22 protein-coding genes are annotated in these 26,894 nt (G+C 64.9%); 8 read left to right on the top strand and 14 right to left on the bottom strand.

Annotated elements, in window-relative coordinates:
* Positions 1-128 precede the first annotated feature (128 nt).
* Entirely contained in the window at positions 129-1,298 is a 1,170-nt protein-coding gene (gene truD / locus ACYOEI_RS15665) for a tRNA pseudouridine(13) synthase TruD (protein WP_462850452.1), read from the top strand.
* 45 nt (positions 1,299-1,343) lie between these two features.
* Positions 1,344-2,057: an RluA family pseudouridine synthase gene (locus ACYOEI_RS15660; protein ID WP_462850451.1), complete on the top strand. Its 714-nt coding sequence runs from the start codon at positions 1,344-1,346 to the stop codon at positions 2,055-2,057.
* Here ACYOEI_RS15660 and ACYOEI_RS15655 read toward each other — a convergent pair.
* Positions 1,957-3,462: a fused DSP-PTPase phosphatase/NAD kinase-like protein gene (locus tag ACYOEI_RS15655; RefSeq protein WP_462850450.1), complete on the bottom strand. Its 1,506-nt coding sequence runs from the start codon at positions 3,460-3,462 to the stop codon at positions 1,957-1,959. The two genes, ACYOEI_RS15660 and ACYOEI_RS15655, sit on opposite strands and share 101 nt — an antisense overlap.
* A gap of 740 nt (positions 3,463-4,202) precedes the next feature.
* Here ACYOEI_RS15655 and ACYOEI_RS15650 point away from each other — a divergent pair.
* Positions 4,203-5,504: an ArnT family glycosyltransferase gene (locus ACYOEI_RS15650; RefSeq protein ID WP_462850449.1), complete on the top strand. Its 1,302-nt coding sequence runs from the start codon at positions 4,203-4,205 to the stop codon at positions 5,502-5,504.
* Between the two features lie 2 nt (positions 5,505-5,506).
* Positions 5,507-7,009: a glycosyltransferase family protein gene (locus ACYOEI_RS15645; RefSeq protein WP_462850448.1), complete on the top strand. Its 1,503-nt coding sequence runs from the start codon at positions 5,507-5,509 to the stop codon at positions 7,007-7,009.
* Positions 7,010-7,018: 9 nt separating this feature from the next.
* Here ACYOEI_RS15645 and ACYOEI_RS15640 read toward each other — a convergent pair whose 3' ends face one another.
* The 3 genes from ACYOEI_RS15640 to ACYOEI_RS15630 form a co-directional block, all read right to left on the bottom strand.
* A complete protein-coding gene (locus ACYOEI_RS15640; protein ID WP_462850447.1) occupies positions 7,019-7,198 on the bottom strand; it encodes a hypothetical protein in 180 nt (59 codons plus the stop codon).
* Positions 7,195-7,752, bottom strand: a complete 558-nt coding sequence (locus ACYOEI_RS15635; protein ID WP_462850446.1) for a DUF6677 family protein — start codon at positions 7,750-7,752, stop codon at positions 7,195-7,197. The genes ACYOEI_RS15640 and ACYOEI_RS15635 overlap by 4 nt, the downstream gene beginning before the upstream one ends.
* A gap of 125 nt (positions 7,753-7,877) precedes the next feature.
* Positions 7,878-8,693: an AAA family ATPase gene (locus ACYOEI_RS15630; protein ID WP_462850445.1), complete on the bottom strand. Its 816-nt coding sequence runs from the start codon at positions 8,691-8,693 to the stop codon at positions 7,878-7,880.
* A 96-nt stretch (positions 8,694-8,789) separates the two neighbouring features.
* Between ACYOEI_RS15630 and ACYOEI_RS15625 the strand changes: the two genes are divergently transcribed.
* Entirely contained in the window at positions 8,790-9,509 is a 720-nt protein-coding gene (locus tag ACYOEI_RS15625) for an RsmE family RNA methyltransferase (RefSeq protein WP_462850444.1), read from the top strand.
* A 242-nt stretch (positions 9,510-9,751) separates the two neighbouring features.
* Here the strand turns inward: ACYOEI_RS15625 and ACYOEI_RS15620 are convergent, their stop codons facing one another.
* From ACYOEI_RS15620 to ACYOEI_RS15610, 3 genes are all read right to left on the bottom strand, one after another.
* Positions 9,752-10,162 (bottom strand): VOC family protein, encoded by a 411-nt coding sequence (locus ACYOEI_RS15620; RefSeq protein ID WP_462850443.1) that lies wholly within the window; start codon positions 10,160-10,162, stop codon positions 9,752-9,754.
* 124 nt (positions 10,163-10,286) lie between these two features.
* The gene (locus ACYOEI_RS15615) at positions 10,287-11,249 is read right to left on the bottom strand and encodes an alpha/beta hydrolase family protein (protein ID WP_462850442.1); all 963 of its coding nucleotides are present in this window, start codon (positions 11,247-11,249) and stop codon (positions 10,287-10,289) included.
* Between the two features lie 67 nt (positions 11,250-11,316).
* A complete protein-coding gene (locus ACYOEI_RS15610) occupies positions 11,317-12,486 on the bottom strand; it encodes an AI-2E family transporter (protein ID WP_462850441.1) in 1,170 nt (389 codons plus the stop codon).
* A gap of 725 nt (positions 12,487-13,211) precedes the next feature.
* Between ACYOEI_RS15610 and ACYOEI_RS15605 the strand changes: the two genes are divergently transcribed.
* Positions 13,212-14,045, top strand: coding sequence for a HEAT repeat domain-containing protein (locus ACYOEI_RS15605; protein ID WP_462850440.1), 834 nt, complete (start codon positions 13,212-13,214; stop codon positions 14,043-14,045).
* A gap of 145 nt (positions 14,046-14,190) precedes the next feature.
* Here the strand turns inward: ACYOEI_RS15605 and ACYOEI_RS15600 are convergent, their stop codons facing one another.
* From ACYOEI_RS15600 to ACYOEI_RS15570, 7 genes are all read right to left on the bottom strand, one after another.
* Positions 14,191-15,297, bottom strand: coding sequence for an MlaD family protein (locus ACYOEI_RS15600; protein WP_462850439.1), 1,107 nt, complete (start codon positions 15,295-15,297; stop codon positions 14,191-14,193).
* A gap of 24 nt (positions 15,298-15,321) precedes the next feature.
* A complete protein-coding gene (locus ACYOEI_RS15595) occupies positions 15,322-16,167 on the bottom strand; it encodes an ABC transporter ATP-binding protein (protein ID WP_462850438.1) in 846 nt (281 codons plus the stop codon).
* The gene (locus ACYOEI_RS15590; RefSeq protein ID WP_462850437.1) at positions 16,164-17,021 is read right to left on the bottom strand and encodes an MlaE family ABC transporter permease; all 858 of its coding nucleotides are present in this window, start codon (positions 17,019-17,021) and stop codon (positions 16,164-16,166) included. The genes ACYOEI_RS15595 and ACYOEI_RS15590 overlap by 4 nt, the downstream gene beginning before the upstream one ends.
* Positions 17,022-17,440: 419 nt before the next feature.
* Complete coding sequence (locus ACYOEI_RS15585; protein ID WP_462850436.1) at positions 17,441-19,000, bottom strand: Gfo/Idh/MocA family oxidoreductase; 1,560 nt, start codon at positions 18,998-19,000, stop codon at positions 17,441-17,443.
* Positions 19,001-19,090: 90 nt separating this feature from the next.
* Positions 19,091-20,131 carry a DoxX family protein gene (locus ACYOEI_RS15580; protein WP_462850435.1) on the bottom strand — a complete coding sequence of 347 codons (1,041 nt, stop codon included), beginning with the start codon at positions 20,129-20,131 and terminating at the stop codon, positions 19,091-19,093.
* Entirely contained in the window at positions 20,103-21,032 is a 930-nt protein-coding gene (locus ACYOEI_RS15575; protein ID WP_462850434.1) for an FAD:protein FMN transferase, read from the bottom strand. Before ACYOEI_RS15575 ends, ACYOEI_RS15580 begins: the two co-directional genes overlap by 29 nt.
* A 412-nt stretch (positions 21,033-21,444) precedes the next feature.
* Positions 21,445-24,573: a hypothetical protein gene (locus ACYOEI_RS15570; RefSeq protein ID WP_462850433.1), complete on the bottom strand. Its 3,129-nt coding sequence runs from the start codon at positions 24,571-24,573 to the stop codon at positions 21,445-21,447.
* 291 nt (positions 24,574-24,864) lie between these two features.
* On the opposite strand from ACYOEI_RS15570, the gene ACYOEI_RS15565 reads away from it, so the two are divergent.
* Positions 24,865-26,430, top strand: a complete 1,566-nt coding sequence (locus ACYOEI_RS15565; protein WP_462850432.1) for a sulfatase family protein — start codon at positions 24,865-24,867, stop codon at positions 26,428-26,430.
* A gap of 164 nt (positions 26,431-26,594) precedes the next feature.
* Positions 26,595-26,894 carry a hypothetical protein gene (locus ACYOEI_RS15560; protein WP_462850431.1) on the top strand — a complete coding sequence of 100 codons (300 nt, stop codon included), beginning with the start codon at positions 26,595-26,597 and terminating at the stop codon, positions 26,892-26,894.

The raw sequence follows: 26,894 nt of genomic DNA, 5'->3' as shown, positions 1-26,894 counted from the left end.
GAGGTCCTTCGGCGCTTGCCCTGGGGATGCCGACGCGATGTTGGTAGCATTGAGGACCGCGGGCGCCACCTCCTGGGTTCGGACGACGCCCGAGGTTCAGTTTCCGTCGCCGATCGCGCGTGAGGACGATGAAGCTCAAACGTCAGCCGGAGGATTTTCGGGTCGAGGAATTGCCGCTGGTCTCGGGGGACGAGGGCGGCCGTTTCGTCTATTACCGCCTGGAGAAGCGCGGGCTCGGGACGCTCGAAGCGATCGAGGCGATTTGCCGACGATGGAACCTCGCGGGCCGTCGGATCAGCTACGGTGGCCTCAAGGATCGCCACGCGGTCACGACCCAATATCTGACAATCTTCGATGGCCCCGAACGAGTCCTCCGCGAGTCGAGCTTCGAGCTGATCCCGCTCGGTCGACTCGACAGTCCTTACGGCCCGGAGAACTTCCGGGGCAATCGGTTCTCGGTCGTCCTCCGTGCCCTCTCGGATGTGGCGCTCGCCCGGGCGAACCGAGCGGTCGGCGAACTGCCCCGCGACGGCCTGCCCAACTACTTCGACGATCAACGCTTCGGCTCGGTCGGATTCGGCGGCGGCTTCATCGGCCAGGCCTGGCTGACCGGCGACTACGAGTTGGCGCTCAAGCTCGCGTTGGCGGAGCCGAACCCTTCCGATCGGCCGGGTACAAAGGCGGAGAAGGCCGTGCTCCGCGAGTGCTGGGGCCGCTGGGCCGAGGCGAAGGCCCGTCTCGAGCGTTCGCACGCGAGGAGCCTCGTCACGTATCTGGTCGACCACCCCACCGACTTTCGCGGGGCGTTCGCCCGGGTCCGCCGCGAGCTCCGCTCGCTCTATTTCTCGGCGTTCCAGAGCCACTTGTGGAACCTGATCCTCGGGCGATTGATCACGCAAACGACCCGGGAGGATCAGCGGATCCCCTTCGATTTCAAGGTGGCCTCGCTCCCGATCCACCGGGGTCTCGAAGCCGAACAGGCCGAGTCACTGGCATCCGCCAAGATCCCGCTCCCGTCCTCGAGGAATCCATCTCCGGAGGGGCTACAGGGGGAGATTGCGAATGAGGTCGTGGCCGAACTCGGCCTCACCTGGCAGGACCTCCGAGTCCGCCACCTGAAAGACGTCTTCTTCTCGAAAGGGCTGCGACCGGCGCTCTTCTTCCCCGAGAACCTCGCGGGGGACGGCGGGGACGACGAACTCGAGAAAGGCCGGAAGAAGCTGACCTTGACGTTCGAGCTGCCCAAAGGGGCCTATGCGACCCTTGTGGTCAAGCGCGTCACCGACGTCGCCATCTAATCCCATTTCCCGTCCCGATCGACCCACGCTCGAATTGCGAACGACATGGCCAAGTCCACGCTGGATGTCCTCTACGAGGACAATCATTGCCTCGCCGTCAATAAACCCGCAGGACTACTGACGCAGGGGGACATCACCGGCGAGCCCAGCCTGGTCGATCTCGCGAAGGACGACCTGAAGGTCCGTTTCCAAAAGCCGGGGAATGTCTTCGTCGGCCTCGTCCACCGGCTCGATCGCACGACCTCGGGAGTCGTGCTGCTAGCCCGAACGAGCAAGGCCGCGAGCAGGCTCTCCACGCAGTTCCGGGATGGGACGGTCGAGAAGATCTACTGGGCGATCGTCGAGGGGATCGTGACCCCAGAGACCGGGGAGTGGTCCGACACACTGTCGAAAGACGAGGCCAGGAACGTGGTCCGGACGGTCCGTCCGGGCACGCCGGGCGGCCTCGAATCGCGGCTGGCGTATCGGGTGGTCGGACGAAAGGCGGGGACGACCTGGGTGGAAGTCCGGCCGATTACCGGCCGGAGTCATCAGATCCGCGTGCAGTTCGCCGAGCGTGGGTTCCCGATCGCGGGCGACCGAAAGTATGGTGCGAAAACCACCGTCCGGGCGGGCGACGGGTTGGAGCGCGTCGCGTTGCACGCCCGAAGACTCACGTTCAAGCACCCGACCCGGGAGGAAGCGATTTCGGTCCTGGCCCCGGTGACGGGAGACTGGCCCTCGACAGCGTTCGAAGGGACGGGAACGCCGAGCGACTGATGTAGGCGAGTGGAACGCCCAGGCCCGTGACCACGAGCGCGGCGTAGGAACGCCAGGAAGTCTGGTCGCGGTGATCGGTCACCTTGAGATGGTCGTCATCGGGCGGAGTCGCGACGTCCTTGAGTGACTTGGATTCGGGGTCGGCCCCCGCGAGTTCGTCGGTCTTGGATCTCCCGCGCGCGGCCGATGGGCCGGCGGTAGGGCTCGTCGGGGCGGGCGGATTCTGCGCTGCGGGCGTACTTGCCTGGGGAGACTTCAGCCCTTCGAGGTAGGAGCTCGCCGCGCTCCAGTAGACCTTGTCCGTGAGTCCGAGTTCCTCGGCCTCGCGATTGGCCTCCTGGGCGTCGATCTTGTTCACGGTCAACTGATGGATGTACCAGAGTACGCCCGCACGAGACCCGTCGGTATCGCAAAAGTAAAGGGGACGTGAGCTGGCCAGGGCGAGTTCTTCTTCGAATCGGGAGACATGTTCGGCATCCACTTGCTTCAGACCAATCGGTAAGACAACATATCGCAGACCACGGCTCGTCACATCGGCAATGAATGAGGCTTGGACTTCGCTCGGCTCTCGCAAGTCGAGGAGGGTTTTGTAGCCCTTCTCCGCGAGCCAGTCGAGACCCTCCTTGGTCGGGAGACTGCCGCCGGCGAGCTTGGGCTCGACCGACTTGAAGCGCCGGAAGCCGGGGGTGACGCTGACGGCACCCACCGGCGGCTCGACGGAGGAAGACGCAGGCTCAGCCCGAGGCGACGCTTCGGGCTTCTTGGCCTCGGGGGCTTTCAACGATTCCGCCTCCGCGGGGGGCGGCAAATCATTGGAACGCCAGTCGCGGATGTCTTCGACGGCCGGCAAGTTCTCGAGGAGCGAGACCGTCGGCTCCTCGGAGAACGACGGGGCGGACCCCCGCGCCGACCCGGAGGCCGGCTCGGAGGTCGTCACGGTTGCCCGAGTCAGGTCGTCGCCGAAGCGACTGATCCGATTGCGCGAGCCCGAGGCCTCGTAGCTCGCGCGTCCTGCGGTCGGCTTCGTGCCCGTCTCACTCGCCGAGCCAGGCACTGCCGACGGGGTCTTCTCCTTCGACGGGATTGCCTCCAGATCGTTGATCGGAGGTTCGGTCGTCGCCGGGGGAGACGAGGGGATTAGCGGGTTTGACGGGACGATCGTGGCACCCGGGCCGGGGATCGGCGTCACGACGGCGGGGGAGCCCATTTCGAGGGGTGCCTCGCCACCGATCGTCTGACCGCAGCAGGGGGCCGCAGGCGCGGGACGTGTGAAGACTCGAGAGCGGATCCGGCTGAGGAACCCGGGGCTCGTGCTGCCGCAGGGGCCACCGCCGCAGGCGCCGGAAAGGCCCGCCTGGCAGCCGGCCGGGAGCAGGCTCGCGGCGGCCAACAGGGCCAGGATCATCGGCCGGCCTCGACGGGACCCGGCCGATCGAGGCGCCCCTCGCGGGGAGCGTCCTCCACACCATCGCATCGTCGTCATCGCTCGATTCTCCCATCTTCCGACACCACTACGCGCATCGCATGGCCTCCTCGAGCCAGGGACCACGCCCTCGGTGGCGGGGTCGACTGACCGCGCAGCACCGAACCGGGGGCCCAGCTGGACGTTCGCCCAACTCGTGGGTGGTCAGGACGTCACGGGTCCTTCGCGACCGACTGGTCGACGGACCACGATCGAGACGCTCCCGTGCCGGAATCCGGCTCGGTCACGCTCGGCGGTTCGCCTCGGTCGGCGCGGAGGGACGGTTCGCATCGGGACGCTCGTGGGTGTCGACTCAATTCGTAAGCAACTGTTCCCTGACGCGACGAGCGGGCGAAGCCCTCCCGCCGTCCACATCATCCCGGCGGCACTCCGGCCGCCGATTCGTAGCCGCCGACCCGACCTCGCGGCGATCAAGCCATCCGGTCGTGGTGCTGCGGGTGCGGAGTCTGGGTGACGACCACACGTTGTTGAAGATCGTCGATGAAACTTAGCCGACGATCCTACGGTTGCCAAAAATCCCCGCGGATTTCTACAATGTTTTTGCGGCCAACTACCGTGGATTCCGCAAACTTTCCCCAAGCTTCCATCTCGACCCCGGCGGGGCCATGTCCGAATCCGAGACAACCCCTATATCCGTCCCATTTTCCAGGAGTGCAAGGTGGTTGGACGCGGCCTTGCTCGCGATCCTTGCCGTCGTGGTCTTCGGATACCGATTGGCGGATGAACCCACGTTCATCGACGAGTGGGCCTATATCTCCCAGGCCTACTTCGCGGATCTCTACTGGAACGGCGACTCCAACCATCCCGCCTGGCTCGGCTACGCGGCGTTCGACCTGCCGCCCCTTCCAAAGCTCGTGATCGGCCTGGCGCTCTCGGCGGGAGGCTACCAGGCTCCTCCGCAGCAAGCGGCGTTCGATTGGTATCACAACCCGAAGAGTACGTTCGGTCCCCACGAGATGCTCGTGGTCGCTCGCGAGCCGTCTCCCGTGTTCGGGGCACTCGGCTGTGTTGCCGCGTACGGGTTGGGGGTGCTCGTGTCGGGGCGTCGCGTCGGTTGGCTCGCCGCGTTGCTCCTCATGATCAACCCGCTCTATGCCATGCATGCGCGTCGGGCGATGTCGGACGTCCCCTGTGAAAGCCTGATGCTGGCGTCGGCCTTCTTCGGGCTCTGGACCTGGCGGAGAATCCTCTCGGGGAACAATGGCCTGGCGTCGTGGCTGGGAGCGCTTTCGGCCGGGGTCTTCGCGGGGCTGGCGACTCTCGCGAAGCTTAACGGCGGCATGGTGATGTTCGTCATCCTGGCCTGGGGGGCCTTGGCGCTCGTCTTGCCTCGGATCCCATGGACGCGCAAGGTTCTCTGGATTTCGGCGGCCGTCGTTGCGGGAGTCGTCTCGGTCGCCACGTTCGTGGTGCTGAACCCGTTCATGACGGCCCACCCTCGGCAAGCGTTACCCTCCCAGTTCGACGAGATCGTCCAGATGAACGTCTGGGGCCGAGGGAAGTGGCTCGTGACGCATCGGGTCTCGACGTCGAGCGGTCAGCAGACAATCCATCCGCACAACGCCTTGAAGACTCCGGCGGCCAAACTGTCGACCGTCGCCGTCCAGGGGTTCGGGAGGTTCGGTCCCTTTGGGCCTCGCGCCTCGGACTCGGACAAACGCTATGACCCGGGCCAGGATTGGGGACTCGTCTTCTGGATCCCGTGCGTCCTCTGGGGCTTAGGCGTGGCGATTGCCCTGGGGCGTCACGCTTCGGCGACGGAGGCGCTGCCGATAACCTGGGCCCTGGTGGTCCAGGCGGTCGTGACCCTCATCGTCGTGACGGCCTACCTCCCCCTGGCCTGGGATCGTTACTTCATCTCGCTCCAGCCCGTCTCGGCGCTCCTGGCCTCGTTGGGAGCCATCACGGCCTTCGATTCGCTCCGGCGGGTCGCCCGGCCCAAGACCAACTCCGAGGATGCCTGATCGTGCGGCCTCTCCGAAGCCCCGAACTCTGGGTCTTTCTGATTTTGATCGGCAGCTACGCCTTCTTCTGGCACTCGCGCGACTGGAATAGCGCGAGCCGGCTCATGCTCACCTATGCCATCGTCGATCGGGGCACGATCAGCCTCGACGGGCTCGACGACCAGACCGGGGATAAGGCCTGGTTCCACGGCCACTATTTCACCGACAAGCTGCCCGGATATTCTCTCCTGGCGACCGGTCCGTATCTCGTGGCCAAGGCCGTCTTCGGCCTGCCGGGGCATCCCTTGAAGCGACCGGGGTTCGCCTACTGGCCGGCGGATTACTGGACGACCCTGGGGACCTCGGGCCTCCTCTCGGCGCTAACGGGTGTCCTGCTCGTGGGCCTCGCTCGCGACGTCGGCTGCGGGCCTCGGCGGTCGGCCCTGGTTGGGCTCGGGTACGGCCTCGCAACGCCCGCGTATGCCTATGCGACGATGAGCTATGGCCACCAGGCCTCAGCGTTCGCCTTGCTGGGCTCGTTCGCGTTACTCTGGCGGCTCGAGATCGGGCGCACCCGCCGGGCGATCCGGATGCTCCTGGCGGGGTTTCTGGCCGCCTATGCGTCGGTCATCGAGCTCCAGGTCGGGCCCGTCTCGGCGATCCTGGGATTCTACCTTCTGGCCCAGGTCATCGGACGTCGCCGAGGGGTCGCGGTCCTGGGCGAATTCGGCGTGGGGGCGCTCCTGCCGACGCTTCTGCTTTTGGTTTACAACCAACTTGCGTTCGGGTCGTTCCTCGAGATGGGGTACTTTCACCACGCGACCGAGGCGTTCCGCGACGTCCATTCGTCCAAGAATCCGCTGGGGCTCCGACCCCCGGACTGGTCCCACGCCATCCCGCTGTTCTGGGGGCGTTACCGCGGGCTCTTTTTTTATGCACCCATCTTGATGCTTGCAATTCCCGGGTGGCTGGTCCTGGTCGGCCGGCGATTCTGGGGGATGGCGGTAGTCTCGGCGGCGGTCGTCGCCGCGATCGCGCTCGTCAACCTCAGCTATCCCGAGTGGACCGGAGGCTGGTCGACCGGGCCTCGGCTCCTCGTGCCGCTCCTGCCGTTCGCGATGCTGCCGGTCGCCGGTTTCCTGGCGCTGGGGCGAGCCACAACCTGGATCGGGGTGGCTTTGGCCGGTGCGGGTGGGGTGTTGATGCTGCTCTTCCAGGGGGTCGGTGCACGGATCCCGGATCGGGCTTTCCTGGATCCGCTCGTCGAGGTCGTCTGGCCGCTCTGGCAAGGCGCTCCACTGCCCCGCGGCTGGATCGATGGGCGATTTACGCGCAACGCCGTCAGCACCCTACGACCGGCCGACATCGAGGGCCTCCCCGAAGGTCGACGTTGGATGCAGTTCCTGCCCCTCGCGATCGTCCAGGTCTTCGCGGTCCTCGCCTTCTGTACCCTTCACTGGCGACGTAAGGCGGATCAACCCACGCCCGAACCGGCATCCTTGGCGGATCCGGGCGCTCGAGCGTGACCGTGACGTTCAGACCCAGGTGTTGATGAAGAGCAGGATCGTCGTCGACGCGGCGAGGATGCCGATGATCATGCCGCAAAGGCGGAACGCATGGCCCCAGATCTTGGGCCAGGACTCGTGCCGCGACGCGGAGTAGACGAGGCTGATCGCGACGACCAGTGGAAGAACAAACCAGTAGATGTGAATCATGCCGACCCCTCCGCCTTGAGGCCTTCGAGATTCGCGATCGCGGCGGTGGCCGGGACGGCGGGCTCCTCGGTCGACTCCTCTTCGCTATCGGAGTAGGCCGGGCCTTCGTAAGCGTCGTAGATCGCGAGGATGTTCAGCAGTCCCGCGACGGTCGTGTAGATGGTGCCGACCTCCACGAGCTTGCCGAGGCGCGGATGCAGCCCGTTGATCACGTTCTGGGGAGGATCCGCCATGAATCCCCCCAGGAGCGGCTCGAGCCCGTAGTAGGCCAGGGTCCCCTGGATGAGAGCGGGGAGGGTCGGGAGGCCGACGAAGAACTGGCCGACGTAGTGCAGGCAGAACTTCTCGGGGTTCTTCAGCGGGTTGACCCAACGCCAGTAGACGATCTTCCCCTCGCCGATCGCGAAGCCGAGGAAGTAGAGCGTCAGGATGCACGAGGCGTACAGAATGGCTTTGCCGACTCGCCCCTGATAGTAGTGCCCTAGCCCCGGGCAGAGCCAGGCCAGGAACGCCGCCTTGTAGGGGTTGTGGAGAGGGACGGAGGTTTTCGTCATGGCTGGGGAGGCCGGGTCGGTGTCGGAGGGCCATCACGACCGGCGACGCCCCGCACCTGACGTCGACCGTCTCGAATTATCCTAGCACGGGGCCGCCATGGCCGACCACCCCGAACGACCCGAGGCTAGGCGGTCAGCGGGTCGCCCACGCACTCGCGGGAGGATCCGTCGACGACCTCCGGCGTGATGATCTCAAGTCCCGACACGGCCCCCGCCATCAAGGCGAGCGAGGCCAGCCGGTCGAGCCCTCGCGGGTTTCCCCCGGCCCTGGAATGGATTCGTTGGATCGCCCTTGGCGTGAATGTTGGCTCGAGCCTGCCCGCGGCCCCGAGCTTCTCGAGGAGGTAATGCTCCGACTCGGAACGTGTCAGGGGGACCAGTCGAATCGAGAGGCCCCACACCTGGCCCGAGATTTCACCGTCCTCGAGCTCCCGAGCGGCCCGAATCACGGTGAGCCGGGATTCGGGGTGAGTGTCGAGGTGGATTAGGCGTTCGAGGTCAAGGCGGTCGGTGCCGTCGAGAAGGTCCTGTGAGTCGTCGACCGCAAGGACGACGTGCAAGCGTTGCCAGCGGCAGAGTCGGACGGCGTCGGCAAGGGATTTCCACGCCAGGGCTCGGCCGGCGGCCGGGTCGACCCGGGCTCCCAACCCTTCCGCGAGGCCGCCCAGGAGTTGGGCGCCGTCGGAAGGGCTCGTCAGGAGGGCGATGCGACGAGTGGGTCGCTTGACCCTGGCCAGGGCCTGGGCCAAGACTCGAGTCTTGCCCAATCCGCCCGCCCCACGGAGTAAGGCCGACCGCTGCCCGGACTCGATCGTCTGGACCAAACGCTCCACGGCCTCCTCATGACCGGGAAGGGAGACGAAGGGCGAACCGGGGTCGAGGAACGGGTCGCGACGAAGTTTCCAATGGCCTTTCCACACCGAGCGACGTACTCCCTTCATCCCTCTCCATGCGGACGCGCATCCTGGCGTCGCATCCCTTCCCTACCATCGGTTAAAATCCGCCTCGCCTTTTGCCACAACCATTGAGGAGGATCGGTGCCCGACCGCTTCTATTGCCCCGAACCCGCCCGAGAGGGCCGGCTGACGCTCGAGGGGGACGAGGCCCGACACTTGAGCCGGGTCCGTCGACTCGACGTCGGAGCCCAGGTCGAAGTCTTTGACGGCCGGGGCCATTCCGTCCTGGCGGAGGTCGTCGGCACGGGACGGGATCGGGTGGAACTCGTCGTTCTCGACGGTGTGGCTCCCGATCGTCGGGCTGCGATCGAGCTCACCCTCGCCACGGCGGTGCCGAAAGGGGATCGCTTCGACTGGCTCGTCGAGAAAGCGACCGAGCTCGGGGTCTCGAGGCTCGTTCCGATCGTGACCGAGCGGTCGGTCGTCGACCCACGCGCGACCAAGCTCGACCGCCTGCGGCGGGCGATCGTCGAGTCCTCGAAGCAGTGCGGCCGGAACCGGTTGATGGAGCTCGACCGCCCGATCCCCTGGGCATCCTTCGCGGCAAAGCCTTGCGACGGTCCCCGCCTCCTGGCGCACCCGGGGGGGAAGCCCTTGTACTCCTGGCCGAGCGGACGACGAGGGGGCGAGGCCATCGTGGCGATCGGACCCGAGGGGGGATTCACGGATTCTGAGGCCGAGGCTGCTCGATCGTCAGGATGGGTGTCGGTTGGGCTCGGCCCGACGCTCTTGCGGATCGAGACGGCCGGGTTGGTTGTCTGCTCAAACCTCCTGGCCCTCGCCGAAGGCTGGGAGGTCTAGGGCGCAGGCGATCTGGTTTGCGTCGGGATTGCACTAGCCCTAAACCAAGCGTATCGAAAACCCTCTCACGCCCCTCCAACTTGGATTTAAGGGGTTTTGGCAACGGCACTTGCGCGAGCGTGTGCGTTTTCGAGTGAGCGCCTCTTCGATTTCCATAGTTTCGTGGCATGCCTTGTTTTATAGGGCGCAGACCGCTGTCATCCCTATGTCATCGTGCCGGGTACGCTTGTTTTAGGACTAGCTCAGGTCCACTGGCCGCCCGTATTGTCCTGGTAGATTGACCAGACGTAGCCGTCGGGATCTTTCAAGGCGAATTCACGCCACCCCCAACTCTGGTCCGCGGGCTCGCCGGAGACGCTCAGCATCGCCCCTTCGTCGAGGCAATGTTGATAGAAGCCATCGATGTCGTCCACACGCAACTGGAGGTGGATCCCGACGCCCGGCCGCGTATCGGTGAATTCGGCGGAGTGGGCCTCGCGCGGGTGGAGCATCAGGCTGAAGTTGCCGATCCGGAGGATCGCCAGGCTGATCGGTGCCCCCTCGGTCTCGGCATGGACCTGGGCCACCTGGGCGCCCACAACCTCGTTATAGAATTCGAGCGATTTGAGTACGTCGTCCACGTACAAGAAAACGCTGGTGACCTGGGCCGCCATCCGCACCCTCCTGTCGCCTCGAGCGGGTATTCCCGACGCGGGAGGATACCCCGAAGCCCTCCTTCCCGCAACGGTTTCCGCGAAGCGAATCGGGGTTCGTCGCCGGGGGCCTGGAGCGAGGGCATCAACTCCCGCCGATGTCCGCCGCGAAGAACTCGACCGTCTCCCGGACCGCGGGGAGAAGGAAACCGGCCGCCGAGTAGTGGCCGCAGTCGTACCAGATGATCGGGGGCCGACCCGACGATTCCCAAAGCGACCGAGCCGAGGAGGGGGGGATGACCTCGTCGACCTTGCCGGCGACCATCATCAGATGTTTACCGACGAGGCGGTCGGCGTAAGTCAACGGGTCCAGCGGCGTCGTGAGTCGTTTCAGATCCGCGCGATTCCGACCCGACTCGACCCAGAGCGTGCGATACTTGGCCGCCTCGGGCATCTCCCAGAGGATCGTTGCGAGATCACCCCCCGCAAACAGGAACGCGGCGTTTCGCAACGTCGGATCCGACGCCGCCGCGAGCGAGGCCACGATTCCCCCCAGGCTGATCCCCGTGACCCCGAGCTTCGTCGGGTCGACCTCCGGCCTCGAGGCCAGCCAGGCGGCCGCGCGCCGGACGTCGCAAACTCCCTGGCGCATTGCCAGCAGCGAGCGCTCCATGTCCGTCGAAAGGAAGCGCTTCTCGCCCCTCGCGGGTCGTCGCTCTCCATAGTACGGCAACTTCAGGAACAGGGCGGCGACCCCGCGATCGGCCAGCCGGGCTGCCAGGTATCTCGAAAGCGCGAAGTCGGCCCCCAGGATGTGCAGCACGACCACGGCGGGCCGCTTTGATGCCCCGACGGGGCGGAAGTATTCGGCATGAACCGTGTTGTTCTCGGGATCAGGCGTGGTGATCGGCGACGGGAATCGGACCGCCGAGACAGTGTATGTCTCGTGAGTCAACCGCAGCTCGGCCTCAAATGAAAAGACCTCGGCCGAGAGCCGGAACTGTTCGGGTACGGACGACTCCGCCGGGGTAGGGCGGAACGCGACTTGACCTCGTTCGATCGGAGTCGGGGCCACAGTCATCGCGATCGCGAGCAACAAGCTTTGCACGTGACGAAATCCTTTCGATGTCGCGAAATCGGATCCGATGCCCCGACCCGGTTCGATCGCAAGAACGTCAAACTCGATGCCGAGACGGGCTTGCAGCCATCGCGGGGTCCGAGATTGCCCCCGGAGGGCCCGGCCCGTCGGGAGGAGGCACTTCCGCGAGAGTCGCCACCGGCGGGGTTTTCCAATCCATGCTCATCAACTCGGCCCAGCGATTCAGCTCGGGGACTGCCTGAAAGACCAGCTTCATCGAGACCGCGATCGGCATCGCCAGGATCAACCCAACGAGCCCCCACAGGAAGCCCCAGAAGAGGCACGCGATCAGGACCGTCGTCCCGTTCATGTCGAGCGACCGTCCCATGATGAACGGCGTCACGACATACCCCTCCACGGCCACCGCCGCGAGGTACACCGAGGCCACGATCAGGGCATCGCCGATCGATCCCGACTGCCCGAGCGAGATCAGACTCGGCAATGACCCGCCGATGAGCTGTCCGACATACGGGATAAAGTTCGCCAACCCCGCGAAAAGGCCGAGTGCGAACGCATACTTGACGTTCAACACCCAAAGCGCGAGCGAAAGCACGATCCCGAGCCCGAGGTTGATCAACGTCCTCGCCACGAGGTACGACCGGATCTGCCCCGTGAGCCTGCTAAGGATCTTCCCCGCCGCGACCGCATCCCCGGGAGTCGCCGCAAAAAAACGGATCACCTTCGGCGTGAGCATCTCGCTCTCCGCCAGCAGGAAGAGCACCAGGATCAAGATAAACATCCCTTGCCCGACCCGGATCGTGAGGTCCGCCAGCCCGTAGCTCAAGTTGTCGATGACCAAAGCCCGGTTCGCATCCCCGAGTAGGTCGATCGTCCCCGGCTCCGGCAAAATCCCGCGCATCGACGGATGGTCGCGGATCATGTCGTTGAGTCGCCGGCTCAACTGCCCCGAGATATGCTCGATATCCGTCGGCAGCGAATTCGCCGCCTGGACCAGGCTCTCGGCCGCGAGGCTCGCCACATAAAGCCCGCAGAGCACCATCAGCAGAAACAAAACGACCGCCGCGCCCGTCGGCCCAAGCGGGAGCAGTTTCCTGAGAACCGTGGTCACCGGTGCGAGCATGCACGCCAGGACCAGCGCGAGTGCGATCGGGATCAAGATCGCCTTGAGCAAATAAAGCGCGGCGATGACGGCGAGGACCGCCAGGACGACCAGGGAGGGGCTGGCCAGTTTCGGGGATCGGTCCACTCTCTCCTCCTCGACAACCCTCGCAACATGCTCCGAAATCCTCTCCGAGATATCATCACCCGACTACGCGGGGATCGCAAGAGGACGGCAGCATCCGAGGCGAGCCGCAAATTATCGCGGTTAAACCGAAAAATATTAGAATTGTTTTGTTGCTTAAGTGATTTAGAATTGACGTTTTTTCCCCGGTGGCCGCGCTTTCCCTTTCCGGAGACCGATCGCGATTTGGGAGATTCGACGAGTTCCAAAAGCCCAGTCAGGGCGGTTCCCGCTCGGGTTGCAAACGAAAAACCTCGTTCCCAGGGTCCCCTTGGGGATGCCGTCTTCGACGGTCCGCGTCGGCTTTTGGGCTGCGAAACGCGTCCACGCACGGCCTGTGCGGGGGTGAATTCTCGGAGATCACATGCGCCAGAGGACCGTCCTCTCGTTTACCGTGGAATTCGGGAAAAAGAGGACGCGGAGCGTCCGAGACGGCCTTCCCAAGGGGACCGTTTGAACGAAATATGTGTATTTTGTCGTGATTTAAGTAATCGATAGAGAAGGCAATGTCGTAGGGATTGTGAGCCGCCCCGGGTCGTTTGCCGTCCCCATCCGGACGGGCTTGCGTGATCGAACTTTCGTCACTGGAATTGACGGAGCAACTGGGGTTTTGGGGTGTTTGGGACGATTAGGTAGCTTCGGTGTTGCCGGGCTTCCGGCGAAATTAGTATGATAGAATTCTTGAGTTGATGAAGTCTCCGCCTGGAGTGCTCGCCATGCTCGCTACGACGCTCGGCGCCTTGTTACTATCCTCGCAATCGCTCCTTGGTTTTCACGGCCATCACGGGAAAGCCAAAGGAAGCTGCGACCTGTGCGGTGCGGAAAAGTCGGAAGTGATGCGAGAGATCGTCCGTCTCCAACGAAGTTGGAGGTGGCAGGAACGGGACGACGCGGCGGAAGAGTTGCGGGAGTTTGACTGGAGATGTCACCCCGAAGTCGTCGGGGCTTTGGTGTTTGCGTTATTGAACGACCGCAACGAGGAGGTTCGCGAGGAGGCGGCCGAGTCGCTCGCGAAGATGGCGCCGTGTCTGCCCGAGGCGCACCTGGCGTTGAGCCGGGCGGCGGCGAGCGACCCGGATCACGCGACGAGGAAGTGGGCGAAGCAGGGGCTCAGGTCGCTGGGGAATCGATGCGAAGGCACCTGCAAGGTTTGTGGGCCGGGAGTGATCGGCGAGGGCCTCTACCCGCCGCCAAAGTCGGGCATCGTGGTGCCGCCGGAGCCAGGGATAGTGATTCCCGGACCTGACCTGGCTCCCGGTGAGGTTGTTCCCGATGGGGAGACCGAGTTGCAGCCGATCCCGTCCTCGGGGATCGAGGTGATCCCGCCCTCGGAACTTCCGGCGATGCCGTCCGGGCCGTCGCCGTTTTCCCGGACGGACGAACCGGTGAGACAGGCTCAAGCGACGACTACCCTCCGACCCCGCCCTCGCGTCGTGCCCTATAGCTTTAGCCGCCCGATGAAGTTGACCGATCGGCGTAAAGCTCGAGATGACGACGATGACGATGATGATGACGACGATTGAGACTCAGCCGTCTCACTGGGCGGTGTCGAAGGCAGGTTGGCGACGTTTGTTGTGGCGAGCTCGAGGCGATGCGGTTGATCGTGGGAGTACTCAGGGCCTTCTCGCTCGATGACGAGAGAGAAGGTCCTTGGCGTTGACGGGAAGGTTAGCGCTGGAGTGCGCCTCGCATCATCGAGGAAGGGTCGCGTGCGACCTTCTCGGCGAAGACGCGGAAGGAGTTGACGATCGGTTTGAAGCCGAGCAGCAGTTCGTTCGCGGAGGTGGCCATCCGGTTCACGTTGTCGTAGAGTTCGGCTCGCATGATCAACTTCTGGATGCTGCCTTGCGAGTTGAGGTTGCCGTTGCCGTCGGAGAGCTGGCGGGTCAAGAGGTTGACGTCGGCCGTGATCAGGTTGAGGCGCCGGACGGTCTGGCCGAAGTCGGTGGTGGGTTTGGTGTTGGGCGAGGCGCCGAGGTCTCGGAAGAGGGGGCCGGCGGCGGAGAGGCTACTGTCGGCCTTGGCGAAGGTGGAGGAGAAGCGGTCGACCCCGGACTTGACCGCGGTCAAAGTTGGTGCGTCGAGTGCGTCGTTGACCTTTCGCGAGACGTCGCGGATGTTCGCAACAGCGGGCTTGAAGTCGGCCTCGTTAGCGGCGATGAAGCGGTCGATGCCGGCGGCGGCGGCGGAGACCTTGTGACCGGTGTTCGACCAGGTGTCGAGGAATGCGTTGAGGTTGTCGGCGTTCTTGGCGACCTTCGCGATCCCGTTGGCGGCGAGGTCGATGGCCGCGAGGGTCGTACCGGCCTTTTCGAACGCCTGCGTCGCGGCGGCGAGTGCTTTGGAAGGGTCGGGAGCGACGGCTCCTTCGATGATCGGTGCGTCCTGAGGGGTCCTCGACGTGGCCAACTGCCCCGAGCCTGTCCCGGGCATGAGGTCGATCGCAACGTCGCCGATCAGGGACCGGGAGACCTGAGGGACCGAGCCCGCACGGATCTTGTATTTCCCGTCGAGGGAGAGCGTGACGAGCACGCCATCGGGCTGATTCGGGCGGGTGTCGAAGACGATGGAGGCAACTTCGCCGACGCGGATCCCGCTCTTCCGGACCGGGGTCCCTTCGCTGACGCCGGGGGCCTCGGTGTAGTGGACAACGACGTAGACGTGGTCGCGGAGCAGGGACGGGGACTCGCCGAACCAGACGATCAGCATGGTCAGGACGAGGCCCGCCACGATGACGAACATGCCGATCCGGAATTGCATCACCCGTTCGTTCATGAGGACCCTCTGGGAAGATACCTGCTATTTGTCTCGGTTCTGGGCCATCTCTCGGAGGCGTTCACCGGCTTCGCCTCGAACGAACTGGCGGACTCGGCTGTCGGGGTGATCTTCGAGCCCTGAAGGCGGTCCGTCGTAGAGCACCTGCGACTCGTCGGGGCCGAGACGAGCGAGGGGATAAAGCATCACGACACGGTCGGCGACCTTGAGCACGGTCTTCATGTCGTGCGTGACGACGATCCCGGTCGCTTTCTTCGTGCGCTGAGTTTGGAGGATTAGCTCGTTGATGACGTCGCTCATGATCGGGTCGAGGCCCGTGGTCGGCTCGTCGTAGAGCATGACCTCGGGGTCGAGGGCGAGGGCCCGTGCGAGCCCGACGCGTTTGCGTTGGCCCCCCGAGAGCTCGGCCGGTTTCTTCTGTTCCAAGCCCGACGGTAGCCCGACCTCCTGGAGTCGTTCGGTGACGATCCGTTCGAGGGTCGCCTCGTCGAACAGGTTGTGCTCGCGGGGGCCGAAGGCGACGTTGTCGTAGATCGTGAGGCTGTCAAAGAGAGCGGCCATCTGGAAAAGGAAGCCGAAGCGGAGCCGCGTCTGGGTCATTTCTTGTTCGTCGAGCGTGGAGAGGTCGCGCGAGTCGAACTTGACCATGCCGATGGTCGGACGAATGAGGCCAATCATCAGCTTGAGGAGCACGGTCTTGCCGCAACCGCTCTCGCCGATGATGCAAAGGGTCTCCCCGCGACGGACCTTCAAGGTCAGGTTGCGGAGGACGGTCTGCTGGCGAAACCGCATCGTGATGCCGAGGATCTCGACGATCGGGGCGCCTGGACCTTGAGCCTGTGGCGGAGGTGAGGGCGGGGTCGAACTCATAGGAGGCCCGCCGAATTGGGCCAGATGAAGTAGTAGACCGCGTTCCACGCGATGCCGACCGTGAAGTCCACGAATAGGATCGCGATGAACGAGTACACGAAGGCTTCGGTCGCGGCCCGGCCGACCCCCTCGGCACCGGCCCTCGAGTGGAATCCTCGGTGGCAACTGATGAGGGCGATGGCTGCGCCGAAGAAGAAGCTCTTGAACACACCCGCGAACAGGTCTAGACCCCCGACATATTCTCGGGAGTGTTGCCAGTAGGCGAACGAGTCGACCATGAGGATCTGCGTACTGACGACCGCGCCGCCGATCACGCCCATGAAGTCGGCCATGAGGGTGAGCAGGGGGATCAGCAAGAAGCAAGCGAGGAATCGTGGCACGACCAGGTAGTGAATCGGGTTTGTGCCGAGGGCAGTAAGGGCGTCGATCTGTTCGGTGACGCGCATGGTCCCGAGCTCGGCCGACATCGCCGAGCCGACTCGTCCGGCGAGCATCGTCGCGGCCAGGACCGGCCCGAGCTCCTTGACCAACGAGATGTTGATGACCGACCCGAGCCGGGTCGCCAGCCCCATCATCGCGAACTGGCTATGGGCCTGGACGGCGAGCACCATGCCGATGAACGTCCCGGTGATCGCCACGACGGGGACGCTCATCACGCCGATCGCGTAGAAGCTCGGGATGAGCACCGACCATCGCGAGCGCCTGCGGAACAGCCAGGAGAAGGTCAGTGCCGAGAAGAGCGCCACGTCTCCGATGTCGGAGACGATGTCGAAGACCTGCTCCCCGATCCGATGGACGGGCGTCGTGGTGGGCGGCGACGCGGTCGGGGTCGTGGGCAGCGAGGCGGCGGCCATCCGTTGACGCTCCTTTTCCGGCCGGAGGAGACCGGCCGATCCTATGCGCGGACCTGGGGCGGGGAGCGTCAGACTCGTCGCGAAACTCCCTTCCCTGGGTGATCTCGCCATTCTCGGCATTCGCCCGAAATTTGGCAAGGCCGACTCGACGCTGACAATCCCACCGGACGTCCCCCCGGGCCGTGGGGCACTCCTGCCCCGTTTTTGCTGCAGAAGCCAAGGCGAAATTCGCGGGGCAAGAGCGCCCCACGTACCGGGGGGATCATCCGCATCCGGATGGAGCCGTCAATACGACACCACTTCGCAACGTCGACGGCTCGCACTCGGAGGTCGACTTCGAAACGTACAAGACCCGACCTCCTTGCGAAGGCCGGGTCTCGTAGTCTCGTTCTTGTTGAGGCGAACCGACGTCGTGTCGATCAGCTTCGTTTGGCGAGTGCGTGCGCGGAGTTTTCGGGAACTTCGGGCGACGTATAGTCGAACCACTTCTCGTCGAACTCGATCCGGCGCTTCTGCCGCATGGCGAGGTTACTCGTCAGGGCGATCACCGCGTCGGCGAGGGCGACCTCGCCCCGGCAGCGGGGGAGGTGGTCCTTGTCGGCGTAGTAGTCGGACGCGTTGCCGTTGCGGAGGCAGAAGGCGAAATGCTCGAGCTCTTCGCGATACCCGCGGGAGGGGTCGGCGGTCGCCAGGCCGCCGAGCGAAGAGGCGGCCGAAGGCCCGGCCGTGCTCGGGCTGGCCTCGATGACCGGCTTGCCGCCGGCGCCCTTCTCGACGGTGATGCTCGTCGTCCTCGAGAGGTTGGCGTTGCCCGCCTCCTTGTACAGGAGGATTTCCTTCTCGGCGTCGACGACCATCGTCCCGCGCGAGCCCATGAGGGTCTCGCCGTAGTTCTCGAACGCATTCGTGTTGATCGACGAATACGTGACGACGACGTGGTCGTTCTGGGCCTTGCCCGGGAACTCGAACGTGACGAAGACGTGGTCGTCGACTTCGCGGCCGTCGGTATAGAAGAAGGTCCCGCCGATGCCCGTGACGGCCAACGGGTGCTTCTTGCCGAGGAAGATCGAGCAGGCGTCGAGCTGGTGGCTGCCCAACTCGGCCATGAGGCCGGCGCCGGTGCGGTTGTAGAGCCGCCAGCGGATCAGCTCGTCGAGGCTTGTGTATCCGTACTTCTTGAAATCGATATTCTTGTCTTCGTTGAGGATGTCGGGCTTCCAGCCGTCGACGTAGACGACGTTCCCCTGGGGGTCCTTGACATACTCGGGGAGGCCGGTCTGAGGGTCGTAGACGGGCTTGCCGTCGGCTCCCTTGGCGATCCTGGGCTGGGCGTTGTTGCGGTGCCAGAGGGCGCGGATGTGGCGGATCTCGCCGAGGTGGCCGTTCTGCACGAGGTAGTTGGCGTTGTCGTACAGGACCGAGTAGTGCCGCTGGTGGCCGATGGCGAGGAGCTTGTTGGTCTCGCGGGCGACCCGGCACATCTCCTTGCACTCGGTGACCGAGTGCGCCATCAGCTTCTCGCAGAAGACGTGCTTGCCGGCCTTCATCGCCTCGATGGCGATCGGGGCGTGGAGCCAGAGGGGCAGGGCGATGACCACGACCTCGACGTCGGGGTCGGCGAGCATCTCCTTGTGGTCGGCGTACTTCTTGAGCTTCTTCACGTCCTCGGCCGAGTACTGCTTGTGCGCGGTGAACTCCTTGACCGCGCGGGCCTGCTGGGTCGGGCGGATGTCGCAGAAGCCGATGTAGTTGAGATAGTCGCGATTGTGGTCGCGGATCATCGCCTGGCAGCCCTCGTTGCCCGTGCCGATGATCGCGGCACGGACGGGGGGCTTGTCCATCTTGTCATAGCCGAAGTAGAACGCGCCCAGGGCCGGGGCGGCGGCCGCGGCCTTGAGCATGTCGCGTCGGGTCACTCCGAGCGCCTGGTTCGCATTCTCGCGTCCCAGGACACGCTGCTCGGGGGTCAGGTTGGTCATCGTCGAAGCCCTCTCGGGATCAGGAATATCTGGGACGGGTCGAATGAGAATCCCCGCGAATCCGGGCCGAGCTCCTCGGCCCCGGAAGGCTCATTCCGGGGCGAGGTCGTCGGATTGGCCGGAGAACCGGCCTCGGATCCAACCGGAGAGGATGGCGTCGAACCCGATCCATCGGCCGCTCGGCGTGAACGCGATGTACAGGCAGGCGAGCATCTCGATCAGGTTCTTGTTCACGATGAAGTAGTGCCCTTCGGCCATCGGGTTGGGGGGCAGGCCGGGCCAGGGGGGCATGCTCAGGTAGATCTGCCCGAGGAAGACCGCGCCGGCCAGCGCCGCGAGCGGCGTCAGGAAGCCGAGGATCAGGCAGGTGCCCATGATTACCAGGCCCCACATCGTCGAGAGGTTGATCCAATCGATCGAGGTGCGTTCGGGCACGTAAGGACCGTCCGCGGCGATCTGGTCGGGGAGCGGCTTGGCGATGGCCTCGCGGAGTGCGGATCCGATCGCGTCGATCGGCTCGATCAGTTTCTTGCGGTCGACCTCCAGGTCCTTGCGGCGGGCCGCGGCACGCTCCCTTTCATACGAGAGGGCATTGGGATTGTGTTCGATCGCCTGGACCTGTCTCAGATCGTGGTAATACTTGAGCCGCTTCTCGGTCTCGGCCTTGTCCTGGAACCAGACGTCGACGTCGGATTCCGCCTTCTTCAGGATCGCGCGCGATCGTTCTCGTTGCTCATTGTCGAAGTTGAAGTGATTCCCGATCCGCTCGACGTCGGCAGCCCACGACTCCTTGAGCCGAACGGGGTCGAGTTTCGCGAGGCTGTTGACGTCGGGGACGAGTCCTCGGAAATACGGGGCGAGCGGCCCGGCCGAGTTCCTCAAGTAGACTTCGGCCGAGAAGGGCTTCGTCCCCTTGTGGGTCGACTCGACCTTCTCCAGGCCTTCGTAGAGGAAGTGCCAGCCGATGGCGATCCGCAGGAGCACGAGGAAAAGCGCCCCGAGGAATCCGGGATAGTACGATCGCGAGGCAGCCAGGGGAGTCCTCCTTTTGCTCAGGGCGAGGGGGACCTCGAAGCGATCGAGGGTCGACCCGCGCGGTCGGTCAGGGGCCTTGCCGGAAATCGTCGTCATTCAAGTTGATGACGACGACTTTCGGCGAGCCGTCGGCGGGGCCTTCTTCAACGAAGACCGCGCCGACTTCGGGATGGTCGGCGGCATAGGCCTCGGCCGCGGCCGGGCCGAGGAGGTAGAAGGCCGTCGAGAGGGCGTCGGCCTCGGCGGCCGAGGGTGCCAGGACGGTCACGCTCGCGGGGCCGAGGGCCGGCTCGCCGGTCCTCGGGTCGAGGATGTGGCCATAGACCCGGCCGTCGACCTCGAATTGCTGGAAGCCGACGCCCGACGTCCCCATCCCTCGGTTCCTCAGGCGGACGAGGCCGAGCGGCGTTTCAGGCGCGAACGGGTTCCAGATCGCGAGCTCCCAGCGTCCACCGAATCGGCCGGGGGGGGATCCGAGAGCGAAAACGCTCGATCGGCCGCCGTGGATGAGGGCCGTCGTTGGCCACCAGTGGGCCTTGATCACGTCGACCGCTCGGTCGATCGCATAGCCCTTGCCGATGCTCCCCAGGTTGATCACCACGCCAGGTCGGTCGAAGGAGACGGCCTGGCGCTCGGGATCGAGCCGGAGGTGGTGCCGGCCGGTCCTGGCCCTCGCGTCGGCGAGCGTTGCGGCGTCGGGGACGCGTCGAGGGCCTCGGAAGAACCCCCAGGCCTCGGAAAGTGCACCTGCGGACACGTCATACGCCCCGCCGGTCCGTTCGGAGATCGACACCGCGAGCTCGAGAAGCCGGAACAAACCGCCCTCGACGACCACGCCACCTTCGTGAGCCGTCGCGTTGAGCCGGCTCACCTCGGAGTCGTCGCGGTAGACGGTCAACTGCTGCTCGAGCTCGTCGATCCTGTCGAGGGCCCGCCCTCCAAGGTCAGCACCGCCGGGGGTGTTGGCCGCGATGCGGACTTCGAAGAACGAGCCCATCCCGGGGCGCCCCACGCGGAGCAGGTCGCTCGAGGAAACCGGTTCGTCGCTCGAAGGGATCGAAGGTCCATCCTGGCGCCGACGCCGGAGTCTCAAGAGATCACGGCGGTTGACCTGGGAAGGCCGGTGTCTCACGCAACACCTCGGCAAAAGCTCGAGGAAAGACGTCCTGCGACCGTGGTCCGGCCCGAGACGCGGCCGAAGGCCGTTCCTGAAGGCGGGGGAACTACGCCTCAGTATAACCAATCGCTCCCCAGCGCAAAGGGGGTAACGCCCTACCGACGTAGCGGTTCGGCCGGCCGGAGCGGACTCTCCCAATCGCGTTCACCGCTCTCCTTCACCACTTTGGGGTCTCGCGATGGGGAACCCTCGCAACGAGGACCGCGAGAAAGGATGATCCCGTCCCGGGTCGTCAGGACTTCGGCGCGGCCTCAACCGCGGGCTCTGCCGTTGGCCGTCCCATCCCGCCGGGCGGGCTCCGAAGGGCATCCTGCGCGAGTGCGCGATACCAGTCGTACGTCTCTCGGGCGTCGATCGCACGCTGAAGGTAGATCTTCGCGTGCTCGGGCGAATCATGGAGCAGGAGGAACCACCCCGCCATGAACGAGGCGTTCGCCTGGCCCTCCTTGACGACCTTTCCAAGGATTTCGTCGATAATTTTCAGGTCGATGTGACCCGAGTCCCCGAGCTTGAGAACCTCCATGAAGTAGCTACAGAGCCGTGCAGTACCCAGTTGTTTGGTCTTGGGGCCGTTCACGAAATTCGCGAACGATTCGTCGCGAAGCTGCGAACCTCCCAGCGCATCCGCGGTGAAAGCGGTCGCGAGCAAGGCCGGCGCGGTGTACTGGTCGTCGACGACCGAACGGAAGGCATAGAGAGCTTTCTCCCGGTCGCCACAGAGCAGGTAGAGGAAACCAATGGTCATACGTTCCCGGGCACCCGCACGATCCGCGATCGATTCGACCTGGCGATAGGCCAGGTCTCGTGCGGCCTCGAAGTCGCCGTGCCCGGTCCTTTTGCAGAAGCCGACCCAGAACGCCCAACTCTGCTCCGGATAGCGTTGGGAGACCCGGCTTGCCCAGAGTACGCCCTCGTCGTAATCCTTGAGGCCCTCGTGACATCGGCTCGCACACTCCATCGCCCAGGAGGCCCACGTTTGAGCGGCGGCATCGGCATACGGCTTTGCTTTCTCCCACTGTCCCTGGTCCATGAAATGATTCGCGAGGTCGACCTGGACCCGGGCATGGTCGAGCCCGGTGTCTTCCTGGCGCTCGAGGAACCGTTCGAGCGTTTCCTGCCACTTCGCCAGGTCCCCCTGCTCCTTGTAAGTGCGGGCGAGGAGTTCGTAGGGAGTCTTGTCGGGCGAGAGCTCCAGGCTCCGGGTCAGGCAGCGCCGGGCGTCCTCCCACTTTTTGGCATCGATGTATTTGTAACCGAGAGCAATGAGAACCTCGGGATGGTCGCCCGAGGCCGCTTCCCATTCCCTTGCATGCGACTCGACGTGGGCCCAATCGGTCCGGATCAACCCGGTCCGGACCCAGGGAGAGTGGGGGCTGACGCGCTCGAGCCGTCGGGCCGCGTCGGGGCTCAGCGGGGACTGTGAATTTCCCTGGTAGCGCAACACGTCGCGGTAGACGGAATCGGTACGGACCCAGATCTGGGTCTTCAGTCCTTCCACCCGGACGTTGTCGACACCCGCGTAGGTGCACGCCCAGGTGTAAGGGAATTCGGTCGGCTCGAAGTCGGGGATCGTGATCGAGAGGAGGAGCTCCCTCATGAGGGGCTTATCGTGGGCGGCGTCGACCACGTAACTTTGGAGGAACGGTCGATAGGGATGGTCCGCAACAAGCGGCCTGGCCTCGTCGAAGAAGTCGGCGACGGGGACGCACCACTTGTCACGCATGAAGTCCAGGCGTCGCCAGACTTGGGCGAAGCGGACCTCGCGCATCATTCGGCCCAGCACGCTCCACGTGAGCTCACCTCGATCGTCGCGTCCCTCGTCGATCAGGGCGGCCGCAATCTTCGCCTCGTGGGCGTTCTCTTTAACTAGGGCTTCGGAGCGCCTTGGCAGGCCGGCCTGGGCCTTGAGCCGCTTCGGCAGCTCGGTCGTAAAGACCTGCATCCCAAGGAGCGTGGCGGTATGGAGGGTGGAGATCCCGCCGATTTGGCAGAGCGCGTCGTGCACCCGGTAGCACTCGGGATTCTGTTTCAAGAGCCTTTGCGCGAGTTCGATGGACCTCGACACTCCGGACGTCGTCTCGACCGTCAGGAACGCCAGCAACATGGCGAGCTGGCCATTCGGGCCGTTTCCATCCGAAGCGAGCGACGTGGTCTCGAATCGGCAATACTTCCCGACCCACTCCGACCAATCGGGGCCGGGTTTTCCAGCCCTCTTTGACTTCGCCCGCTCAAGGTCGTGGAGTGCGTTCTTGTGCAGGCCGGCGAGGGCCAGGGCGTAAGCGCGGTGTTCGAGGGCGACGGGTGAGTCGGGCTCTCGGGTGAGCCAACGCTGGGCCTCGACCAGGGCGCGGGCCTTGAACGCGCGGTTCGCCGCGTTCCAGTGGAATTCGGTGAGGACGCCGAGGTTGGCGTAGCCGCGGATCAGCCCCCCGATCCTCGAGGGGGACTCGCCCTGCCTACGGATCTCTTCATGGATCGCCCGGACGGCGGCAAACTGCTCGGTGAAGGTCAGCTGGTTGAGCCGGCGTTCCACCTCCTCGGCCAGCGTCCCCTTCGTGTCGCTCGCCGGGGTCGCTCGCGACTCCAAACCCAACGACTTCAGGACCTCGGGGAGCTGTTCTCGAGCCAGAGCTCCCGCACGTTCGACGACCGAGAGGAGCTCGATCTCGGCGGGATCCTTCTGCGGGATTTCCGCCGACCACAAGGGCTCACCCTCCGTATCGTTCGTGCGACGGATCGACACGAGGATGGGCTGCCCGGTCCGGCGTATGGAGTGGAGCTCGAAGGTCGCCGCGGGGACGTCGGTGGGAGTCGCCTCGCCCAGCGACTCGTCGCGAGTCCTCGCGCCGAGGTCCTCGCGGGCCGTCATCAAGACCGACTGGCGGAAGATCTCATGGAATATGAGACCGAAGTCGGTGTCGCCGGGCTCGGGAAAGTTCAGTCGCCCGAGTGCGAAGAGGGGCCTCGGTGGGCCGTCCTTGTCGGTGCCCTTGCCGTTCGAGATCGAGATCGAGCTCTTCACCGCGTTGGGGTCTGCGGGCTTGCGGCGCGTGGTGGAGGCTTTCGGTTCGGGATCCGCCGAAGGGGGATCCTGAGCGACCCGAGCTTGCACGCCCTTGGGCATGGCATCGAGAAGAGTTGATGCGTGGTCCCCTTGAGTCAGCCAGACCTCGAACACGACTACCATCAGGGTGAGCGCGGAGACGACGCCCCAAAGTTTCTTTCGCGACCTCGACGTTTTCGGTTGGAAGGTCGTCCTCGCATCCAGGGGCTTGTCGCATGCCGGGCATAAGGCGACGGGAGCCGCCCTCTTCGGGATCTCCGCCTGGCAGTGGGGGCAGATCGACGTCTCGCTGGACATGGCCGAGACTCCGTTGAATGCTTGGACCGTAGTGGCGTCCTTCATCGAGGAGAATTCACGATATCCCGATCACGGACGTGTCGCAATGCGATTGAGTCGTAGGTCCCAGGGGCCGTTCCCATGATCAGGAACGGAGTTCACCCCTCCCCGGTCATCGCCCGCCTCGCGGCGAATCGAGTTGACTTTCTGTTGTCGATAGCCAAGGTAGAGGATCCGCACGGGGTGTGCTCGCCACCCAAGAGAACCGCCATCGGGCCCGGCTTTGCGATCAAGGGGATACGGGAGAGGATCATGGGAATTCGGAACGTCCGCCGTGCTCGCACCCGTGACATCGCTCGCCTGCTCGTCTACGTCGCCCTCCTTCATGCGGGGAATATCCCTCGACATGCCTTGGGGCAGCGAGTTGATGTAACACCCCCGAAAGGGCCGAACCTAGTGATCCTGATAGGCGACGACCACGGCGGCGGCACCCTGGGGATCGACGGGGACTCGAGGCGGGCGACGCCCCACCTGGACGCATTGGCTCGAGCGGGCGTGCGGTTCGACCGGGCGTTCTGCAACGCTCCGGTCTGCACGCCGAGCCGGCAGTCGTTCATCACGGGAAGGCTGCCCCACGCGGTGGGCGTTACCCAGCTTTCGACGCCGCTGCCTGACTCGGCGGTGACGCTCGGGGATTGGCTCGGCGGGCTTGGGTACGAGACGGCGGCCTTCGGCAAGATGCACTTCAATGGCAAGTCCTCGCACGGATTCGCCGATAGGATCGACCTCGGCGATTGGGAGGCAGAGCTCAGGGCCCGCCCGCCCGAAGGAGGCGACCGGAGGCGAAGCTGGAGGCCGTTCAAGGATCCTGCGTCGGTCTGGCTCAACGCGTCCTGCGCCTCGGTCGGCTTGCCGGCATCGGCGATGGACTCGAAATTTTTCGCCGACCGGGCGATCGAATTCGTGAATCGGCCCCACGACCGTCCGTTTGCCTTGGTTGTCGGCTTCTATGACCCACACTCGCCGTTCCGATTCCCTCGTGAGTGGGAGGGCCGGTTCCGCGCGGATCAGTTCACACCGTTTCCAGTCTCCGAGGCGGAGCGGTCCAACCTGCCGCTCATCTTCACCGGCCTGACTCCCGACGAATCGCGCGGGATCCAACAGGCTTACTACACGGCCAGTTCATTCCTCGACGAGCAAGTCGGCCGAATCGTTGACGCGGTCGACGCCTCGGGGCACGGGACCGATACCATCGTGGTCTACCTCGGAGACAATGGTTACATGGTTGGCCAGCACGGTCGGTTCGAGAAGCATTGTTTCTACGAGCCGGCGGTGCGGGTGCCTCTGCTGATCCGTTGGACCGGGCGGATTCCCGCCGAACGCCGGGTCCTCGAGATGGTCGAGCTCGTCGATCTGCTACCCACGCTACTCGACCTCCTCGGGCAGCGCAAGCCGTCCAATCTCCATGGGGAAAGCCTGAGACCTCTGCTCGAGGGCCGATCTGGAGGCCTCGGTCGGGACCACGTCTTTAGCGAGTATCTCGAGAACGAGGAGGCCATGGTCCGCTCGTCGCGTTACAAGCTGATCGTCGGTACGGGTCGTCGGATCCGACAAGATGGCTACGTCACCACGGATCCGCTGCCGGGGCCTTACGAACGGCTCTACGACCTCGTCGCCGACCCCGAAGAGTCGACCGACCTCGGTTCGCGTGCGGACCTCGACGCGGTCAAGGCGAGACTTCGGAAACAGCTCCACGACCGACTTGTCGGTACAAGGGATGGGGTTGATCCCGTCCCCTCGGGCCTCTCCGAGCTCGAGGCGATCCACTGGTGCCTTGTCCCCCGCGATCGCGTCCCGACTCCTGATCGCAGGAAGTGATTCCCGGCTAGGCTTCCTTCGTCCTGGAAAACGCGACCGGTTCCTCGACGAAGCGTTGGCCCTTCCAAGAGAAGCGCCTAAAATCGGGCGGGCTCGGCCCCTGGCGCGGACGAAACCCTGGCTGATACCCCTGGCGTGGCCCACTCACGGCCCGAGAGGAGACGATGCGGCTCTGGCACCTGGTCGTGATCATCCTCGTGCTGTCGGTCGTGCTGAGCATGACCCGAGACCCGGTGGGGCGGGTTGCGGTCGTCGTTTTCTTAACGGGCCTCGGAGAAATCGCCATGGGCACGACGGCCCTCCTCGCGCTCTTCCAAACTCTTGGCGCCCTGGGGGAGGCCAAGGGCCTCTCGGCCCATGCCGAGGCGATGGCGGCGACCGCCGTTGTCCTCGGAGTTGCCACCGCGACGATGACCGGGTGGCTCTGGGTTGGACTCTGGCTCGTGCAGGCGTCCGTGGCCTGA

Source organism: Singulisphaera rosea, from assembly GCF_054877945.1.
This window is presented reverse-complemented; position numbering and strand designations above follow the sequence as displayed.

Bases quoted from the DNA above. Each gene is read 5' to 3' on its own strand.
- ACYOEI_RS15580 (WP_462850435.1), bottom strand. From the start codon at position 20,131: ATGACGACGATTTCCGGCAAGGCCCCTGACCGACCGCGCGGGTCGACC.
- ACYOEI_RS15630 (WP_462850445.1), bottom strand. From the start codon at position 8,693: ATGAAGGGAGTACGTCGCTCGGTGTGGAAAGGCCATTGGAAACTTCGT.
- ACYOEI_RS15560 (WP_462850431.1), top strand. From the start codon at position 26,595: ATGCGGCTCTGGCACCTGGTCGTGATCATCCTCGTGCTGTCGGTCGTG.
- ACYOEI_RS15640 (WP_462850447.1), bottom strand. From the start codon at position 7,198: ATGATTCACATCTACTGGTTTGTTCTTCCACTGGTCGTCGCGATCAGC.
- ACYOEI_RS15605 (WP_462850440.1), top strand. From the start codon at position 13,212: ATGAAGTCTCCGCCTGGAGTGCTCGCCATGCTCGCTACGACGCTCGGC.
- ACYOEI_RS15595 (WP_462850438.1), bottom strand. From the start codon at position 16,167: ATGAGTTCGACCCCGCCCTCACCTCCGCCACAGGCTCAAGGTCCAGGC.
- ACYOEI_RS15660 (WP_462850451.1), top strand. From the start codon at position 1,344: ATGGCCAAGTCCACGCTGGATGTCCTCTACGAGGACAATCATTGCCTC.
- ACYOEI_RS15655 (WP_462850450.1), bottom strand. From the start codon at position 3,462: ATGATCCTGGCCCTGTTGGCCGCCGCGAGCCTGCTCCCGGCCGGCTGC.
- ACYOEI_RS15635 (WP_462850446.1), bottom strand. From the start codon at position 7,752: ATGACGAAAACCTCCGTCCCTCTCCACAACCCCTACAAGGCGGCGTTC.
- ACYOEI_RS15565 (WP_462850432.1), top strand. From the start codon at position 24,865: ATGGGAATTCGGAACGTCCGCCGTGCTCGCACCCGTGACATCGCTCGC.
- ACYOEI_RS15600 (WP_462850439.1), bottom strand. From the start codon at position 15,297: ATGAACGAACGGGTGATGCAATTCCGGATCGGCATGTTCGTCATCGTG.
- truD (WP_462850452.1), top strand. From the start codon at position 129: ATGAAGCTCAAACGTCAGCCGGAGGATTTTCGGGTCGAGGAATTGCCG.
- ACYOEI_RS15575 (WP_462850434.1), bottom strand. From the start codon at position 21,032: ATGGGCTCGTTCTTCGAAGTCCGCATCGCGGCCAACACCCCCGGCGGT.
- ACYOEI_RS15620 (WP_462850443.1), bottom strand. From the start codon at position 10,162: ATGGCGGCCCAGGTCACCAGCGTTTTCTTGTACGTGGACGACGTACTC.
- ACYOEI_RS15585 (WP_462850436.1), bottom strand. From the start codon at position 19,000: ATGACCAACCTGACCCCCGAGCAGCGTGTCCTGGGACGCGAGAATGCG.
- ACYOEI_RS15570 (WP_462850433.1), bottom strand. From the start codon at position 24,573: ATGTCCAGCGAGACGTCGATCTGCCCCCACTGCCAGGCGGAGATCCCG.
- ACYOEI_RS15590 (WP_462850437.1), bottom strand. From the start codon at position 17,021: ATGGCCGCCGCCTCGCTGCCCACGACCCCGACCGCGTCGCCGCCCACC.